The sequence below is a fragment of the Moritella sp. PE36 genome, from assembly GCF_000170855.1.
Classification (GTDB): Bacteria; Pseudomonadota; Gammaproteobacteria; order Enterobacterales; family Moritellaceae; genus Moritella.
Genome location: NZ_ABCQ01000047.1, coordinates 18,729 through 35,738, shown reverse-complemented (window position 1 = coordinate 35,738; position 17,010 = coordinate 18,729). Strand labels below are relative to the sequence as shown.

The 17,010-nt window shown below is 40.5% G+C and carries 17 protein-coding genes and 3 rRNA genes; 13 read left to right on the top strand and 7 right to left on the bottom strand.

Going from position 1 to position 17,010, the window contains the following annotated elements; genetic code table 11:
• From PE36_RS18875 to PE36_RS18860, 4 genes are all read left to right on the top strand, one after another.
• Window positions 1–387, top strand: a 23S ribosomal RNA gene (locus tag PE36_RS18875); the annotation flags it as partial.
• Window positions 388–523: 136 nt separating this feature from the next.
• A 5S ribosomal RNA gene (gene rrf / locus PE36_RS18870) occupies window positions 524–639 on the top strand.
• A gap of 65 nt (window positions 640–704) precedes the next feature.
• Window positions 705–820 (top strand): 5S ribosomal RNA (gene rrf / locus PE36_RS18865).
• A 183-nt stretch (window positions 821–1,003) separates the two neighbouring features.
• Window positions 1,004–1,564 carry a DUF1415 domain-containing protein gene (locus PE36_RS18860; protein ID WP_006033669.1) on the top strand — a complete coding sequence of 187 codons (561 nt, stop codon included), beginning with the start codon at window positions 1,004–1,006 and terminating at the stop codon, window positions 1,562–1,564.
• A gap of 59 nt (window positions 1,565–1,623) precedes the next feature.
• Here PE36_RS18860 and pyrI read toward each other — a convergent pair whose 3' ends face one another.
• On the bottom strand, window positions 1,624–2,085 hold the full coding sequence (gene pyrI / locus PE36_RS18855) for an aspartate carbamoyltransferase regulatory subunit (RefSeq protein ID WP_006033668.1): 462 nt from the start codon (window positions 2,083–2,085) through the stop codon (window positions 1,624–1,626).
• A 4-nt stretch (window positions 2,086–2,089) separates the two neighbouring features.
• Complete coding sequence (gene pyrB, locus PE36_RS18850) at window positions 2,090–3,022, bottom strand: aspartate carbamoyltransferase (RefSeq protein WP_006033667.1); 933 nt, start codon at window positions 3,020–3,022, stop codon at window positions 2,090–2,092.
• A gap of 335 nt (window positions 3,023–3,357) precedes the next feature.
• On the opposite strand from pyrB, the gene PE36_RS18845 reads away from it, so the two are divergent.
• The 8 genes from PE36_RS18845 (at window position 3,358) to tuf (ending at window position 9,409) form a co-directional block, all read left to right on the top strand.
• Window positions 3,358–3,741 (top strand): RidA family protein, encoded by a 384-nt coding sequence (locus tag PE36_RS18845; RefSeq protein ID WP_043994812.1) that lies wholly within the window; start codon window positions 3,358–3,360, stop codon window positions 3,739–3,741.
• 12 nt (window positions 3,742–3,753) lie between these two features.
• Entirely contained in the window at window positions 3,754–4,152 is a 399-nt protein-coding gene (gene tusD / locus PE36_RS18840; RefSeq protein WP_006033665.1) for a sulfurtransferase complex subunit TusD, read from the top strand.
• A gap of 22 nt (window positions 4,153–4,174) precedes the next feature.
• The gene (tusC, locus tag PE36_RS18835) at window positions 4,175–4,531 is read left to right on the top strand and encodes a sulfurtransferase complex subunit TusC (protein WP_006033664.1); all 357 of its coding nucleotides are present in this window, start codon (window positions 4,175–4,177) and stop codon (window positions 4,529–4,531) included.
• Window positions 4,532–4,545: 14 nt separating this feature from the next.
• Window positions 4,546–4,836 (top strand): sulfurtransferase complex subunit TusB, encoded by a 291-nt coding sequence (gene tusB, locus PE36_RS18830; RefSeq protein ID WP_043994814.1) that lies wholly within the window; start codon window positions 4,546–4,548, stop codon window positions 4,834–4,836.
• A 229-nt stretch (window positions 4,837–5,065) separates the two neighbouring features.
• Window positions 5,066–5,440 carry a 30S ribosomal protein S12 gene (rpsL, locus tag PE36_RS18825; RefSeq protein ID WP_006033662.1) on the top strand — a complete coding sequence of 125 codons (375 nt, stop codon included), beginning with the start codon at window positions 5,066–5,068 and terminating at the stop codon, window positions 5,438–5,440.
• An 84-nt stretch (window positions 5,441–5,524) separates the two neighbouring features.
• Window positions 5,525–5,998, top strand: a complete 474-nt coding sequence (gene rpsG / locus PE36_RS18820; protein WP_006033661.1) for a 30S ribosomal protein S7 — start codon at window positions 5,525–5,527, stop codon at window positions 5,996–5,998.
• A gap of 68 nt (window positions 5,999–6,066) precedes the next feature.
• Window positions 6,067–8,160 carry an elongation factor G gene (fusA, locus tag PE36_RS18815; protein WP_006033660.1) on the top strand — a complete coding sequence of 698 codons (2,094 nt, stop codon included), beginning with the start codon at window positions 6,067–6,069 and terminating at the stop codon, window positions 8,158–8,160.
• A gap of 64 nt (window positions 8,161–8,224) precedes the next feature.
• Window positions 8,225–9,409 carry an elongation factor Tu gene (gene tuf / locus PE36_RS18810; protein ID WP_006033659.1) on the top strand — a complete coding sequence of 395 codons (1,185 nt, stop codon included), beginning with the start codon at window positions 8,225–8,227 and terminating at the stop codon, window positions 9,407–9,409.
• 176 nt (window positions 9,410–9,585) lie between these two features.
• Here the strand turns inward: tuf and PE36_RS18805 are convergent, their stop codons facing one another.
• The 5 genes from PE36_RS18805 to hslR form a co-directional block, all read right to left on the bottom strand.
• Window positions 9,586–11,928, bottom strand: coding sequence for a Tex family protein (locus PE36_RS18805; RefSeq protein WP_006033658.1), 2,343 nt, complete (start codon window positions 11,926–11,928; stop codon window positions 9,586–9,588).
• 48 nt (window positions 11,929–11,976) lie between these two features.
• Window positions 11,977–12,462, bottom strand: coding sequence for a transcription elongation factor GreB (greB, locus tag PE36_RS18800; protein ID WP_006033657.1), 486 nt, complete (start codon window positions 12,460–12,462; stop codon window positions 11,977–11,979).
• A gap of 161 nt (window positions 12,463–12,623) precedes the next feature.
• Window positions 12,624–14,255, bottom strand: coding sequence for a phosphoenolpyruvate carboxykinase (ATP) (gene pckA, locus PE36_RS18795; RefSeq protein ID WP_006033656.1), 1,632 nt, complete (start codon window positions 14,253–14,255; stop codon window positions 12,624–12,626).
• Between the two features lie 179 nt (window positions 14,256–14,434).
• On the bottom strand, window positions 14,435–15,316 hold the full coding sequence (gene hslO, locus PE36_RS18790) for an Hsp33 family molecular chaperone HslO (protein WP_006033655.1): 882 nt from the start codon (window positions 15,314–15,316) through the stop codon (window positions 14,435–14,437).
• 19 nt (window positions 15,317–15,335) lie between these two features.
• Entirely contained in the window at window positions 15,336–15,752 is a 417-nt protein-coding gene (gene hslR / locus PE36_RS18785; protein WP_006033654.1) for a ribosome-associated heat shock protein Hsp15, read from the bottom strand.
• Window positions 15,753–16,121: 369 nt separating this feature from the next.
• Here hslR and gspC point away from each other — a divergent pair, with 369 nt between their 5' ends.
• On the top strand, window positions 16,122–16,994 hold the full coding sequence (gspC, locus tag PE36_RS18780; protein WP_006033653.1) for a type II secretion system protein GspC: 873 nt from the start codon (window positions 16,122–16,124) through the stop codon (window positions 16,992–16,994).
• Window positions 16,995–17,010 lie beyond the last annotated feature (16 nt).

Below are 17,010 nucleotides of genomic sequence, written 5' to 3'. Positions count from 1 at the left end.
ATCCTGGGGCTGAAGTTGGTCCCAAGGGTATGGCTGTTCGCCATTTAAAGTGGTACGCGAGCTGGGTTTAGAACGTCGTGAGACAGTTCGGTCCCTATCTGCCGTGGGCGTTTGAGAATTGAGAGGAGCTGCTCCTAGTACGAGAGGACCGGAGTGGACGAACCACTGGTGTTCGGGTTGTCATGCCAATGGCATTGCCCGGTAGCTAAGTTCGGAACTGATAACCGCTGAAAGCATCTAAGCGGGAAGCAGGCCTCGAGATGAGTTCTCACTGGAGCTTTAAGCTCCCTGAAGGGCCGTTGGAGACTACAACGTTGATAGGCAAGGTGTGTAAGTGCTGTGAGGCATTGAGCTAACTTGTACTAATTACCCGTGAGGCTTAACCATACAAATTAAAGTATGATTAATTGAAATTTGACTTAAGAATAGACAGAACACTTTAGGTTTTAAAGACTTCTTTATTTATAGCTTTTCAGATTTACAATAGAAATTAATTTTTCTTATAGAAAGCAAACCAGATTTGCTTGGTGACCATAGTGTTGCGGTACCACCTGACTCCATTCCGAACTCAGTAGTGAAACGTAATAACGCCGATGGTAGTGTGGGGTTTCCCCATGTGAGAGTAGGGCATCGCCAAGCGCCAAATTAAATTCAAAGCGTAGCTTTGAATAAGAGCAGATAATTCGTAAGACTCGAAGAATTTGTTTGGTGACCATAGTGTTGCGGTACCACCTGATCCCATTCCGAACTCAGTAGTGAAACGTAATAACGCCGATGGTAGTGTGGGGTTTCCCCATGTGAGAGTAGGGCATCGCCAAACGTCAAATTAGATTCAAGACGCTGTCTTGAACGAAAAAAGCCGATATCATTGATATCGGCTTTTTTTATATCTGTAAATTATTAGCTATTAAAGCTAAAATCTATTCAAATATACTTTCACCACTTAGAGGTAATCACACTTGCTGTGTTTAACTCTTTAAATTTAGATGTTTAGGATCGTTATATGACTGATAACCATGAGATAATTAAATTACAGACTCTCAAGTGGGTGAAAGAGATCATTGTTAAGTACAATATTTGTCCTTTTGCGAAAAAAGAATTAGAACGAAAAACAATTCATTGCACAGTACTTGATGTGACTGATTTAACTGAGTTATTAGAATACGTTAATGCTGAGTTTATTCGTTTGGATACGAATAAAGATATTGCGACCACATTAGTTGTTGTGCCAAAACTGAGCGGTAACTTTGATGCTTTTCTCGATTTAATTGATTATGCGAACGATTTATTGGAAATGCAGGACTACGAAGGTGTTTATCAATTAGCCCACATGCATCCTAAATATCGTTTTGATGATACGACAATGCAAGATGCTGCTAACTTTACTAACCGCTCTCCTTATCCAATTCTTCACATTATTCGCGAAGATGAGATGGCGCGTGTATTAAGAGTATTCCCAAATCCAGAAGAGATCCCAGAGCGTAATATTGAATTATTAAGAAAAAAAGGCTTTGCAGAAATAAACGCTGAGTTAGAAGCGTGTTTTAACGTAGAAAAAAAATAAGGCTCTGAGAGAGCATGGCAGAGCTGCATGAATGGTAAGCAGCTCTGAGTTCATTGGAACTAAACTTGTGCAGTTACAATTTCTTTTGAGAATGTTTTTTCACAATACTTACATTTTAGACCGATATTACCTTTGATCATTTTAATGGTAAAAGATGAAGTAACGGGTTCTCCATGCGTAATACAATTTGAATTTGGGCATGGGAACACATTTTCAACTTCTTTTGGCAATGCTAACGAATGCTTATCTGTCACCTTAAAATTTTCAATTATATTAATTGTTGCATTTGGTGCTAGCAGTGCTAATTGGTTCGCTTGTGACTTTGTTATTTCAGTGTTTTCAACTTTAATTAAGTCTTTGGTTGTACCATCATGACTGGGCAGGTTGAAACCAACTGTAACACGCTGCTTAGTGTCCGTAAGACTGAATAGTCTTAGGATCTTAACACCTTGTCCCGATGGAATGTGATCGATAACATAGCCATTACAGATAGCCTCTACTTGCATATGATTGCTTTTCATTATCTTATCCTTCGATTGTTTCATTCAATACAAGTGCTAGTAATGCTTCACGTGCATAAACGCCATTTTCAGCTTGCTGAAAGTAATAAGCGTATGGCGTTTTATCCACATCGACAGCGATCTCATCAACGCGTGGTAATGGATGAAGTACTTTTAAATTATCTTTCGCATGTTTTAATGAACTGGCAGATAAAATAAACCCAGCTTTCATGTGTTGATATTCGGTTTCATCAAAACGTTCTTTTTGTACGCGAGTCATGTACAACACGTCGATTTCAGGCACGACTTCTTCAATCGAGTTATAACAGGCATAGCTGACATTGTGTTCATCAAGCTCATTACAGATATATTCAGGCATTGCTAATGCATCCGGTGCAATGAAATAGAATTTACAGCCACTGAACTTAGCCAGGGCTTGTGCTAAAGAGTGAACTGTTCGGCCGTATTTAAGATCACCCACCAATGCAATATTTAAGTTATCTAAGCGGCCTTGTGTTTCATAAATTGAAAACAGATCAAGTAATGTTTGCGTTGGGTGTTGATTAGAACCATCACCACCGTTAATAACGGGCACATTGGAGAATTCTGATGCTAACCTTGCCGCCCCTTCTTGAGGGTGGCGCATGACAAACGCATCAACGTAGCTTGAAATTACACTAATAGAATCTGCAAGTGTTTCGCCTTTTTTAGCCAGAGAGGTGTTACTCGCATTATCGAAGCCAATAACTGTCCCCCCTAATCGTTGGATAGCAGTTTCGAATGATAATCGTGTTCGTGTTGATGCTTCAAAGAAACAGCTCGCAATTACTTTGTTTTTTAACAGTTCGGGCTGTGGCTGTTTTTTTAGTTTTGCCGCAGTTTTAACAATAAGTTCTAGCTCATTACGTGAGATATCATTGATAGATACTATATGTTTTCTAAATAACGGATTTGCCATTTTTGTGCCCTGATTATCAGAATGCTCTAAAAAAAGCCTCATATTAATTGTTATGAGGCCTTACTAGTTTGAATGATGAGAGTGAGGGAGGAACTGCTCTTTGCATTGAGCATGTCTTAACTTTCTCATTCACTAAACACAATTGGCGATTTTAACTTAAAATAAATTACACAGAAAGCACTAATCAAATTAATTTTATGTAAATAATTTTATAAAGTTTAAACTATTCGTTGCTCTACGTTTGCTTATTACGCGTATTATTAAATATAATGGCTGTAGATATTGCAATATACTCGCTCTGATTATGAGAGCATTAATAATTTATGGAACTTACAATGAGTAAAAAAATCATTTCGACAACGAATGCACCTGCTGCTATTGGTCCGTACTCACAAGCTAATCAACTTGGTAATATGGTTTTTACGTCAGGACAGATCCCATTAGTACCAGAAACGATGGAAATCATTGAAGGCGGCATTAAAGAACAAGCCGAACTTGTGATGGAAAATCTGATGGCGGTATTAAAAGCGGCAAATGCCAGTGCAGATACAGTAATTAAAACCACATGTTTCTTAAGTGATATGAATGATTTTGTTGCTTTTAATGAAGTATACGCACGTTATTTCCCTGAAAATGCGCCTGCACGTTCATGTGTTGAAGTTGCGCGTTTACCGAAAGATGTATTAGTTGAAGTAGAAGCTATCGCATATACTCTTTAATTAGGTCTATCTATGTCTAAACCTGTCACTATTGCAGTACTCGTTACTGGGCCTGCATATGGTAGCCAAGACGCTTTAAGCGCCTATCATTACGTTAAATCTGCGATTGAACTTGGTCATACTATTCAGCGTGTATTTTTCTATAATGATGGCGTGCTTAATGGTTCGACACTGACCTCACCAGCAGCTGATGAGTTCGATCTTTATCAGGCCTGGTTAGTGTTAGCACGTGAACACAAATTTGATTTAGATATATGTTCAGGTGCAGCGTTACGGCGTGGTGTGATTGATCAAAGCGAAGCCGATAAAGCTGGCAAGAGTAACTTTAATCTTGAATTACCATTTCAATTAACAGGACTAGGTCAATTAGCAGTGTCGATTGTGACTGCTGATCGGGTTATTCAGTTTTAATTATCTATATTTGGTTGGAAAAATGTTGAGAGCCGCGTTCGTTACTCGTCAAGTTCCGCATGGCACTAGCCTTGCGAGAGAAACTCAAGATGCCATTCTAGCTACTTCGGCGCTTACTGAAGATTTAAGCGTCTTTTTTATTGGTGATGGTGTTTATCAATTAGTGAGTAAACAAAAGCCTCAGGGTATCGCTTGTCGTGATTTTTCGCCTACATTTGCTATGTTTGAGCTATATGATATTGAAAATATTTATGTGTGCGCAGACTCGCTGTTAGAGCGTGGTATTAGCGATATCGACTTGGTTATAGACGTCGAGCGTTTAGCGCAGCCAGAAATTAATCAGCGTATACGTCAGCATGCTATTATTTTGAATTTTTGATGGGTGATAACATTATGCTTCATATTATTAAATCGTCACCGTTCTCACGAAACACATTTATTGATAGCCTCGCCTATCTCAACGATGGTGATGCACTGCTCTTTATTCAAGACGCTGTCGTCATTACGGCATCACAGCATAAATATGCTAAAATACTTCAAGATCTCCAACCAAAGATAAGTGTTTACACTTTGACTGAAGATCTGGATGCAAGAGGGTTAAAATGTATTTTAGGTCAGCAGGTTAGCTACCTAGAGTTTGTTAACCTTACTGTGTCGCATTTACAAATTCAGACTTGGAACTAAATAAGCCTGATCTGTACGAATTTTCATTGTGACCCTATAAACTACGGGTAAGTTTTTATCTAGTAGTGTTGTAAAAGCAGTTTATTGACGATTTATTGGCAAATAAACTAATTTATTTTCAATAATAGTGTTGTTATGCTTGACAGCTAAAGGCGCAATGACTAAAATTCTGCGTCCCTATATTAGGGATGATTTTTCACACGTAAAAAACTCAACGGAGCTATTTTAAATGGCAACTACTAACCAATTAGTACGCAAGCCTCGCGTAAGAAACGTTACAAAAACTAACGTTCCTGCTCTTGAAGCTTGTCCACAACGTCGTGGTGTTTGTACTCGCGTATACACTACTACTCCTAAAAAACCTAACTCGGCTCTACGTAAAGTAGCTCGTGTTCGTCTAACTAACGGTTATGAAGTTACTTCATACATCGGTGGTGAAGGCCATAATCTGCAAGAGCATAGCGTGATCTTAATCCGCGGTGGTCGTGTTAAAGATTTACCGGGTGTTCGTTACCATACAGTTCGTGGTGCGTTAGATACAGCTGGTGTTAGCGACCGTCGTAAAGGTCGTTCTAAATATGGTACTAAACGTCCAAAGAATTAATAATTCTTCGTTTAGTAAGGCCAAGCAAACTGTTAACTATTTATTAGTTTTGGGTAATACCTGAAGCACAACGAGGAATAAGAGATGCCAAGACGTCGCGTCGTAGCTAAAAGAGAAATTTTAGCAGATCCAAAATTCGGATCAGAAATCCTAGCAAAATTCATCAACATCGTAATGGTAGACGGTAAAAAATCTACTTCAGAAGCGATTGTATATGGTGCGCTAGAAACTATCTCTACTAAAAGTGAAGATAAAACACACCTAGAGCTTTTCGAAATGGCTCTAGATAACGTTCGTCCATCGGTTGAGGTTAAATCTCGCCGTGTTGGTGGTTCAACTTACCAAGTGCCTGTAGAAGTTCGTCCTTCTCGTCGTAATGCACTAGCTATGCGTTGGTTAGTTGAAGCAGCACGTAAACGTGGTGAAAAATCAATGGCTGCTCGTCTAGCTGGAGAGCTATTCGACGCTGCTGAAAACAAAGGTTCTGCGGTTAAGAAACGTGAAGACGTTCACCGTATGGCTGACGCGAATAAAGCATTTGCTCACTATCGCTGGTAATTTTTGGACGCAGATTGTAAATCTGCGTCAATTACTTTCTGTCTAGGTTTCCTAGTAAGGGATTTATTGTGGCACGTACAACTCCGATCGAGCTCTACCGAAACATTGGTATTTGTGCTCACGTTGATGCGGGTAAAACTACAACTACAGAACGAATTCTGTTCTATACTGGTCTTTCACATAAGATGGGTGAAGTTCATGATGGCGCAGCCACTATGGATTGGATGGAACAGGAGCAGGAGCGTGGTATTACCATTACTTCTGCTGCGACAACAGCAATGTGGAAAGGTATGGATGCGCAATTTAAGCAGCACCGTATCAACATCATTGATACTCCGGGACACGTTGACTTCACGATTGAAGTAGAACGTTCTTTGCGAGTCCTTGATGGCGCAATTGTTGTGTTTTGTGGTGCATCAGGTGTTGAACCACAATCTGAAACGGTTTGGCGTCAAGCTAATAAATATCAAGTACCCCGTATTGTATTCGTTAATAAGATGGATCGTACTGGTGCTGATTTTGAAGCTGTCATTGACCAAATTCGTAATCGTCTGGGCGCGACTTGTGTTCCTATCCAGTTAAACATTGGTGCGGAAGATGAATTTGAAGGCGTAATTGATCTAATTAAGATGAAATCAATTAGCTGGAATGAAGCAGATCAAGGTATGTCATTTAGTTATGGCGATATTCCTGCTGATCTACTTGAGCGTGCAGAAGAATTACATGAAGAATTGGTTGAGGCTGCCGCCGAAGCTAACGATGAGCTTATGGATAAATACCTTGAAGAAGGTGAATTATCTGAAGAAGAAATTAAAGCTGGTTTACGTCAACGTACGCTGAACAACGAGATCGTACTTGCGACTTGTGGTTCTGCCTTTAAAAATAAAGGTGTACAAGCGGTACTTGACGCAGTAGTTGAATTTCTTCCTAGCCCAACGGAAGTGAAAGATATCAATGGTATTGATGAGAATGAGAACGAAATTACTTGTTTATCAAGTGATGACGCTCCCTTTGCTGCATTAGCCTTTAAGATCGCGACCGACCCATTTGTAGGTACGCTTACGTTCCTACGGGTGTATTCTGGAGTGGTCAATACGGGCGATGGCGTTTATAATTCTGTTAAGCAGAAGCGTGAACGTTTAGGTCGTATTGTGCAAATGCATGCCAATGATCGTCAAGAATTGAAAGAAATACGTGCCGGCGATATCGCTGCGGCAATTGGTCTTAAGGATGTCACTACTGGTGATACGCTTTGTGATATTAAGCATAAAGTAATTCTTGAGCGTATGGATTTTCCGGAACCGGTTATCCAAATTGCTGTGGAGCCTAAAACAGTAGCCGACCAAGATAAGATGGCTATCGCGCTAAGTAAATTAGCGGCTGAAGATCCATCATTCCGTGTTGAAACTGACGAAGAGTCAGCGCAAACATTGATATCTGGTATGGGTGAACTTCATCTGGACATTATTGTTGACCGTATGCGTCGTGAGTTTAACGTTGAATGCAACGTTGGTAAGCCTCAGGTTGCATATCGTGAATCAATTCGTGATTCAGTTGAAGCAGAAGGTAAATTCATTCGCGAGTTAGGTGGACGTGGTCAATATGGTCATGTTCTGCTGAGACTGGAACCGCTTGAAGCGGGCGCTGGTTTTGAATTTGTGAATGCAATCGTTGATGGTGAGGTTCCTAGCGAATTCATCCCAGCGGTAGAAAAAGGTTGTAAAGAACAGATGGATCAGGGCGTGTTAGCAGGATATCCTATCATGGATGTTCGTGTTACACTCTACGGTGGTTCATTTCACGACGTTGATTCCAATGAAATGGCATTCAAGGTCGCGGGTTCTTTTGGTTGCAGACAGGGCGCATTGGATGCAAATCCAGCCTTGCTTGAGCCAATGATGAAAGTCGAAATTACCACTCCTGAGGGGTGGATGGGTGATGTTGTTGGTGACGTAAGCCGTCGTCGCGGCATGATCGAAGGTATGGATGATGGCCACTCAGGTCTTAAAATTATTCATGCTAAGGTTCCGTTGTCTGAAATGTTCGGTTATGCAACTGCACTACGTTCAGCTACACAGGGCCGCGCTTCGTATTCAATGGAATTCCTTGAATACAATGAAGCACCTAAAAACATCGCTGACAAAATTATTGAAGCGAAATAAAGTTTAACTTTGGTAGTCTTTATCATAAGATAAAGGCTTAACTGATAATTAGAAGGTACACGTCGTGTCTAAAGAAAAATTTGTACGTAATAAAACCCACGTAAACGTAGGTACAATTGGTCACGTTGATCATGGTAAAACAACTCTAACAGCCGCTATCACAAATGTACTTGCAAAAGCATTCGGTGGTGAAGCTCAAGATTTCGCATCAATCGATAATGCTCCTGAAGAAAGAGAACGTGGTATCACGATCAATACTTCACACGTAGAGTATGATACAGAAAAACGTCATTATGCACACGTGGATTGCCCAGGCCATGCCGATTATGTTAAAAACATGATCACTGGTGCTGCTCAAATGGACGGCGCTATCTTAGTTGTTGCTGCAACTGATGGTCCTATGCCACAAACACGTGAGCACATCCTACTTTCTCGTCAGGTTGGCGTTCCTTACATCATCGTATTCATGAACAAATGTGATATGGTTGATGATGAAGAACTACTTGAACTAGTAGAAATGGAAGTTCGTGAACTTCTTTCTGAATATGACTTCCCAGGTGATGACCTACCAGTTATCCAAGGTTCTGCTCTTAAAGCTCTTGAAGGCGAAGCTGAATATGAAGCTAAGATTCTTGAACTAGCTGAAGCGTTAGATTCATACATCCCTGATCCAGAACGTGCTATCGATATGCCTTTCATTATGCCTATCGAAGACGTTTTCTCAATCTCTGGCCGTGGTACTGTTGTAACTGGTCGTGTTGAGCAAGGTATCGTTAACGTTGGTGATTCAGTAGAAATTATTGGTATCCGTGATACTCAAACTACTACTTGTACTGGTGTTGAAATGTTCCGTAAACTGCTTGACGAAGGTCGTGCTGGTGAGAACATTGGTGCACTTCTACGTGGTACTAAACGTGAAGATGTTGAACGTGGTCAAGTACTAGCTAAGCCTGGTTCAATCACTCCACATACTAAGTTTGAATCTGAAGTATACGTACTTTCTAAAGAAGAGGGTGGTCGTCACACTCCTTTCTTTAAAGGTTACCGTCCACAGTTCTACTTCCGTACAACTGACATCACTGGTGCTGTAGAGCTTCCAGAAGGTGTTGAAATGGTTATGCCTGGTGACAACCTTAAGTTTGTTGTTGAGCTAATCAACCCAATCGCGATGGAAGAAGGTCTACGCTTCGCTATCCGTGAAGGTGGCCGTACTGTTGGTGCTGGTGTTGTTTCTAAAGTAATCGCTTAATTTCGATTAGTTTAAACAATATATAGAAAGGTCGCTTAGGCGGCCTTTTTTTTCATCTACAATTTATAAAATTAGAAATTAGAAATTAGAAATTAGAAATTAGAAATTAGAAATTAGTGAAAGGTGACGAACTTAGTCCGCCACATTATTATTTAATTAACAGCATTATTTCGCTATTAGCGTTTCTTCGCATTAGCAAAGGCGTCAGCAAACGCACTATTATTAAATCCTGAATTCCTGTCTGCTGTTTTATGTTGTCCTTTAGTTTGCGATTGTTTGGCTGGTTTGTTACTGCTCTCAAATCCCATTTTATTATTGCTTGCGGTATTATGACTTGCTACTGGCACTTCATCATCTAACCGCATCGTTAGTGCAATCCGTTTTCTGGCAATATCAATCTCTGTGACTTTAACTTTTACAATCTGTCCTGCTTTGACAATCTCGTGTGGGTCTTTAACAAAGCGATTGGTTAACGCTGAAATGTGCACTAAACCGTCTTGGTGGACACCGATATCAACAAAGGCGCCAAAGTTAGTGACATTACTGATGATCCCTTCAAGCTGCATACCTGGCTTTAAATCAGTTATTTTTTCAATACCATCTTTGAACGTTGCCGTTTTGAATTCAGGTCTTGGATCGCGTCCTGGTTTGTCTAATTCTTGCAGAATATCCTGAACAGTCGGTAGACCAAATTTAGCATTGGTGTAATCTTGCGGATTGAGCGATTTAAGCAGTTCACTGTTACCTATTATTTCGGTGATCTTTTTGCCTGTTCGTTGGGTAATATCTTTAATGACAGGGTATGACTCAGGATGTACGCCTGAACTGTCTAACGGATCTTTACCATTTAAGATGCGTAAGAAACCCGCGCATTGTTCAAATGCTTTAGGCCCTAAGCGTGCCACTTTCTTTAACTCATTACGTTTGCCAAACGGGCCATTGTCATTGCGGTAATTCACAATATTTTCGGCAATCGTTTTATTCAGTCCTGCGACACGAGAGAGTAGTGCTGCAGATGCCAGATTAACATCAACACCGACTTTATTTACGCAATCTTCAATGACGATATCTAATTTTTTAGATAATAAGCTTTGGTTTACATCATGTTGATATTGACCAACACCAATAGCCTTGGGATCTATTTTTACCAGTTCTGCGAGCGGATCTTGTAAACGTCGAGCAATCGATACCGCGCCACGAATAGAGACATCGAGTTGGGGAAATTCATTGGCGGCTAATTCGGATGCTGAATACACGGATGCACCCGCTTCGCTGACCATGATTTTTTGTAATTTTAGCGCTGGTTTAGCTTTGATTAATTCAGCAACCAGTTTATCTGTTTCTCGCGATGCAGTGCCGTTACCAATACTGATTAGCTCAACACTATAACGCTGACATAATGTCGCTAGCGTTGATAATGATTGCTGCCATTGCTGTTGGGGAACATGTGGATAGATAGTGGTGTGATCGAGTAACTTACCCGTGGCATCAATAACGGCAATTTTAGAACCTGTGCGTAATCCCGGATCTAGTCCAAGGGTGACTTTTGGTCCCGCTGGCGATGCCATTAACAATGCCGTAAGGTTGGCGGCAAATACTTTAATGGCTTCGACTTCGGCCGACTCTTTCATTTTACCGATTAGTTCTGTTTCTAGCTGACTCAGTAATTTTTGTTTCCAGCTGCTGTGAACCACCGATTTTAGCCATTCATCGGCGGGTTTGTTTTGATACCGGATCCCAAGATGTTTGGCGATAATAACTTCACAATAACTGGTGGCATTTTTTTCCGTAAATTCGGGATCTGCGTTTAAGCCAATCTGTAATTCACCTTCATTTTTACCACGTAACATGGCGAGCATACGGTGTGATGGAATTTTTCTGATCCCTTCACTGTGACTGAAATAATCTTTAAATTTACTGTCTGCAGTGGCTGACTTTTTATTTTCTTTTGATTCCAGTGTCGCATAGGCAAGTAACTGGTTACGTACTTTGGCAATAAGTTCCGCATCGACACTGGCTTTTTCCATCAGGATAAATTTTGCGCCTTCTAATGCTTGTTCTGGTGCGGCGAAACTAGCGTCTGATGTGACAAATTGTTTGGCGAGTTGCAGGGGGTGTTGCTGTGGGTTAGCAATCAGAGATTCTGCTAATGGTGTTAGCCCTGCTTCAATGGCTATTTGTCCCTTAGTACGGCGTTTAGTTTTAAAGGGTAAGTAGAGGTCCTCTAAACGTGTTTTTGTGTCTGCTGCATTGATAGCGGCTGTTAACTGTGGGGTTAACTTATCTTGTTCGGCGATATTTTTTAAAATTGTTTCACGGCGTGTTTCTAAATCACGTAAGTAGGTCAGGCGTTGTTCTAACGTTCTTAATTGACCATCATCTAAGCCTTCTGTGGCTTCTTTACGATAGCGGGCGATAAAAGGGACTGTCGACCCATCATCAAGTAGGGTAATTGCAGCGTTAACTTGGCGGACATGCGCATTAATTTCTTGCGCGATAAGAGTTGCTAATTTAGACACTTTGGATCCTTAAAATGAATAGATTGGTGATGACATTAATACGGACTATCACGCTGTAAATGGTTGGTATTGGATCTTGTTGATGTACCAAGTTTTACTACCCGCAGGCGTGTGCACTATCGCTTCATCATCAACTTGTTTACCGATAAGGGCTTTTGCCATTGGGGAATCAACGGTAACGAAATTGCGCTTTGAGTCTAATTCGTCACGGCCGACAATACGGCATTGGATCACAGTGCCATTATCATCTTCTAATTCGGCATAGGCGCCAAAATAAACGGTGCCATCTTGCTGTGGGCTATAATCGACTATTTCTAGTACTTCGAGACGTTTAACTAAAAAGCGGATCTCACGATCGATGGTACGCAGTAAATGTTTATTCTCTTTGTAATCTGCATTATCACTGCGGTCGCCCAGAGACGCCGCCCAAGACACAACTTTTGTGACTCTTGGCCGTTCTTGTTTCCAGAGGAACTTAAGGCGCTTATCTAAGGTTTCCCAGCCGACTCGGGTGATTAAGTTTGATATAGCCAATGCGATGACCTTGTTAAATTAGGGTGATTGGAAATTATAGCAATAGCGCAGCCCAATAGCTCATTATCGTTGTTGCAGGTATAAAAAATGCCAGGTCGATTGCTCGATACTGGCATTTTGTGCATTATTTAAAACGCTATAAACGTTAACTTAAATAAAGTTTAAAGTTGTGGTCCTGCAGCAAGTAGTGCTTTGCCTTCTTCGTTATCGGTGAACTTCTCGAAGTTGCTCACGAAACGTTTAGCAAGCGCTACCGCTTTCTCTTCCCATACATTTGCATCTTCGTATGTATCACGTGGGTCAAGGATCTTAGTATCACAACCTGGTAGCGTTGTTGGTACTTCTAAATTGAAGTAAGGGATAGTTTTACTTTCCACTTTTTCAATTGAACCATCAAGAATTGCATCGATGATGGCACGCGTATCTTTAATTGAAATACGTTTACCTGTGCCGTTCCAACCGGTATTAACCAAGTAAGCTTGTGCGCCCGATGCTTCCATACGTTTAACAAGCTCTTGGCCGTATTTGGTTGGATGCAGCGATAAGAACGCCGCGCCGAAACAGGCTGAGAATGTTGGTGTTGGTTCTGTAATACCACGCTCGGTGCCGGCTAATTTAGCCGTGAAACCTGATAGGAAGTGATATTTAGTTTGTTCTGGCGTCAGTTTCGATACGGGTGGTAACACCCCAAATGCATCTGCACTTAAGAAAATAACTTTATTCGCGTGGCCGCCTTTTGAGATCGGCTTAACGATATTTTCGATATGCTCGATAGGGTAAGAAACACGGGTATTTTCTGTTTTCGAACCGTCGTCATAATCAACTACGCCACCGTCAAGTACGGTTACGTTTTCAAGCAGTGCATCACGACGAATTGCGCCAAATATTTCTGGTTCTGCTTCTGCGCTTAATTTAATTGTTTTTGCGTAACAGCCGCCTTCGAAGTTGAATACGCCATCATCATCCCAACCGTGTTCGTCATCACCAATTAATTGGCGTTTTGGATCGGTTGATAAAGTTGTTTTACCGGTACCAGATAAACCAAAGAAGATTGCAGTTTCACCATCAGAACCGATGTTCGCTGAACAATGCATAGATGCAATACCTTGTAGTGGCAATAGGTAGTTCATGTAAGAGAACATACCTTTTTTCATTTCGCCGCCGTACCAAGTACCGCCGATAAGTTGAATTTTCTCTGTTAAATTGAAAGCAACAAAGTTTTCAGAATTTAGGCCGTGCTTTTCCCAATCTGGGTTTGTGCACTTAGCACCATTCATAACCACGAAATCTGGTTCGTAAGTTGCTAATTCAGCTTCAGTTGGACGGATGAACATGTTCTTAACGAAATGCGCTTGCCATGCAACTTCAGTGATGAAGCGAACTTTAATGCGGGTATTCGCATTAGCACCACAGTAAGTATCAACAACGAATAAACGTTTTGTTGAAAGTTGCTGTGTTACCAGTGTTTTCAGATCGTTCCAGACGTCTTGAGAGATGGCTTTGTTATCATTTTTACCTTGATCTGACCACCATACCGTATCGCGTGTTGTATCATCACGAACAATATATTTATCTTTTGGCGAACGACCAGTGAAGATACCTGTGTCTACAGCAACGGCACCTGATTCAGTCACGGTACCTTTTTCATAACCTTCTAGATCCGCTTTTGTTTCTTCTGCAAAAAGTAGTTCGTAAGAAGGGTTGTATACGATTTCTTCAACATCCTTGATGCCATATACCGATAGATCGATAGTGGCGCCAATAACGGTATTTTTATTTTTTATTTCTGTCATTGGTATCTCCTGGGGGTACAGAGTTTAATTTATTGTTTCAGATTAAATTAAATTAAGTTTGGTTTAAATTACATTTTATTAATAGTAATGGGCGCACTTAACGGCACCCTTATTACTAAATATCGTATTGTTAAACTATGTGTTGCGGTGTATTTGCTACACTCTTATTCACATCTTGTTTAATGTACTGGGTTGCCAATCTGCGGTGCGTGTATATCTTCTACATCACCGGCATTAAAGGCATAAAGCGAACCGCAATAATCACAGTGCATCTCTATTTGGCCTTTTTCAGCAATAATATCAAGTAACTCTTCTTTTGCTACGCTAAGTAATGCTGTTGCACTACGTTCGTGTGAACAACCACATTTGAATGACACGGTTTGTGGGTCGAATAAGCGTACTTTTTCTTGGTGATAAAGTCGTACCAACACATCTTCTGCATCCAGATTAAATAATTCATCATCTTTAATCGTTTCTGTTAATGCGACTAGGTGTTCAAAATCTTCGGGTGAACTTTTCTTGTCGTCTGATGCCGGTAATTTTTGTAACATCATGCCAGCCGCTTGTTTTCTATAGCCAACTTTACCTGTGCGGAACCACAAACGTGTTGTTAATTGCTCCGATTGTTCAAAATATTTTTCTAAACACTCTTGTAAAGTATCGCCACCAAGTTCAACGATACCTTGATAACGTTCGCCTTTGTCTGGTGAGATAGTTATAACCATCACGCCTTTACCAATGAGTTCTTTTACATTGTTGGTGTCTGGTACTGAACCATTCCAGCGAGCCACTCCACGTAATTCAAGATCTTCGTTACCATTAATAACCGCAAGTGTCACCGGACCGTCACCTTGTAACTGGACCGTGATAGAGCCTTTAAATTTTAATGTTGCTGTTAATAGACTTGTTGCAACTTGTAACTCACCGAGCAGGCGTTGCACGGGTCTTGGATAATTTAGGTTTTCTAAAATATCAATAAAGCTTTGTTCAAGTTGTACAATCTCACCACGTACTTGGTGATCTTCAAATAGGTAACGGTGTAATAAATCTTTCTGGCTCATAATATTCTCGACGTTAAAGTTAATGATTTTTTATCCGCAATAGTTCTCGACGTTGTTTCTTGTCGGGACGTTTATCGGGGCAGGGGTTATACAATGTATTTAGTTTACGCGCGACATCATTTTGTGCACGCTTTTCAACACTACTTGGTGTTTCTTCATACAAGGTAGCCGCTTCTGGTGCCCCTCTCCTTTGCGCGGAAAGCTGCTTTACGATCACTTCCTTTTCATCAAAGCCTTGTCTTATTTTTATTGTTGCACCCAACTCAACGGTTTTACTGGGTTTAGTGCGTTGGTCATTGTAGCGAATTTTGCCACTTTGGATCATTTCTCTGGCAATGGCGCGGGTTTTATAAAACCGGGCAGCCCATAGCCATTTATCGAAACGCACATCACTACTATCTGGTTTGGTATTTTTTGACATAATTAATGCAACCATATTCCAAATAAACGTTCTAATCCACTTGATTATAACAGATAAACAAAGCAGTAAGAGAGTCTTTTATTGATGCGAAATACACATTTTATTAACTTAAATGATGGGTATATTTCACATTTCTTTCATCTAAGTTTCATTTGTAAGTATGGGGATGTAGAATGGCGAAAAATTAAAATTAACATATTCTTAATAGATTCGTTTAATAGATGTTAAAAGTATTTAGTGAGTATGAGTTTAATTTTAATTAGTAGACTGATTTTTCTACTTTTGTTGTGATAGGGCTTGTACGGACAAAACCATAAGGCTAGTATTGTTCTGTTAATGAACGTAGCTTATTTTTAAATGATGTTGTATTAGGATAATGCCAGAATGGACAATCTAGATGTGCTTAAGCAGTTTGTTATCAAGCTACCACAAAAACAAATCGCGACCTTTTGTTGTTATTTGTTGCTGACGGTATTTTGTTATCAATCAGCGTTGTTAACTTGGCAACTATGGCCGACAACATCAGGTTCTGCAACATGGTGGCAACCGACATCTAGTCGTGCTAGTAATCAAGTCAACAATTATGAATTAAATACCCTCCGCCAGTTAAACTTGTTTGGCAAACAAGCAACGGATAAACAAGCCGCTGTTGTGGTACAAAATATAGATGCCCCGAAAACGCGCTTACGCTTAACGTTAGTTGGACTTGTTGCTAGCAGTGAACCAAGTCGAGCGTTAGCTATTATTGAATATAAAGGTAAGCAAGAAACGTATGCGATTGATGATGAGATAGGCTCGACCAACGCTAGGCTAAAGCAGGTTAACCCTGATCGTGTGATCATTGAATATCAAGGTAATTTAGAAACATTGATGCTAGACGGTGAAGAATTTAGCCGTGAAAGCAGCCAACGACCATCTCATCAAACAAGCACCGGGAAAGCACCTAGAGATCTTTCTAATCTACGTAAAACCCTATTAAAAAACCCCGCCAGTATTACCGATTATGTCCGTATTTCACCTGTTCGTAAAAACGGTAAATTATCTGGCTATCGTGTCAATCCCGGCAAGAATCGTGAATTATTTAAAGAAGTTGGTTTAAAACCCAATGATCTCGCCGTATCGTTAAATGGATATGATTTAACGGATACCCGCCAAGCAATGGAAGTCGCAAAGCAACTGAAAGATTTGACCGAAATGTCGCTAACGGTTGAACGCGATGGGCAATTACACAGTATTTATTTAAGTATGCCAGAGTAGCCATTTGAGCTGTATA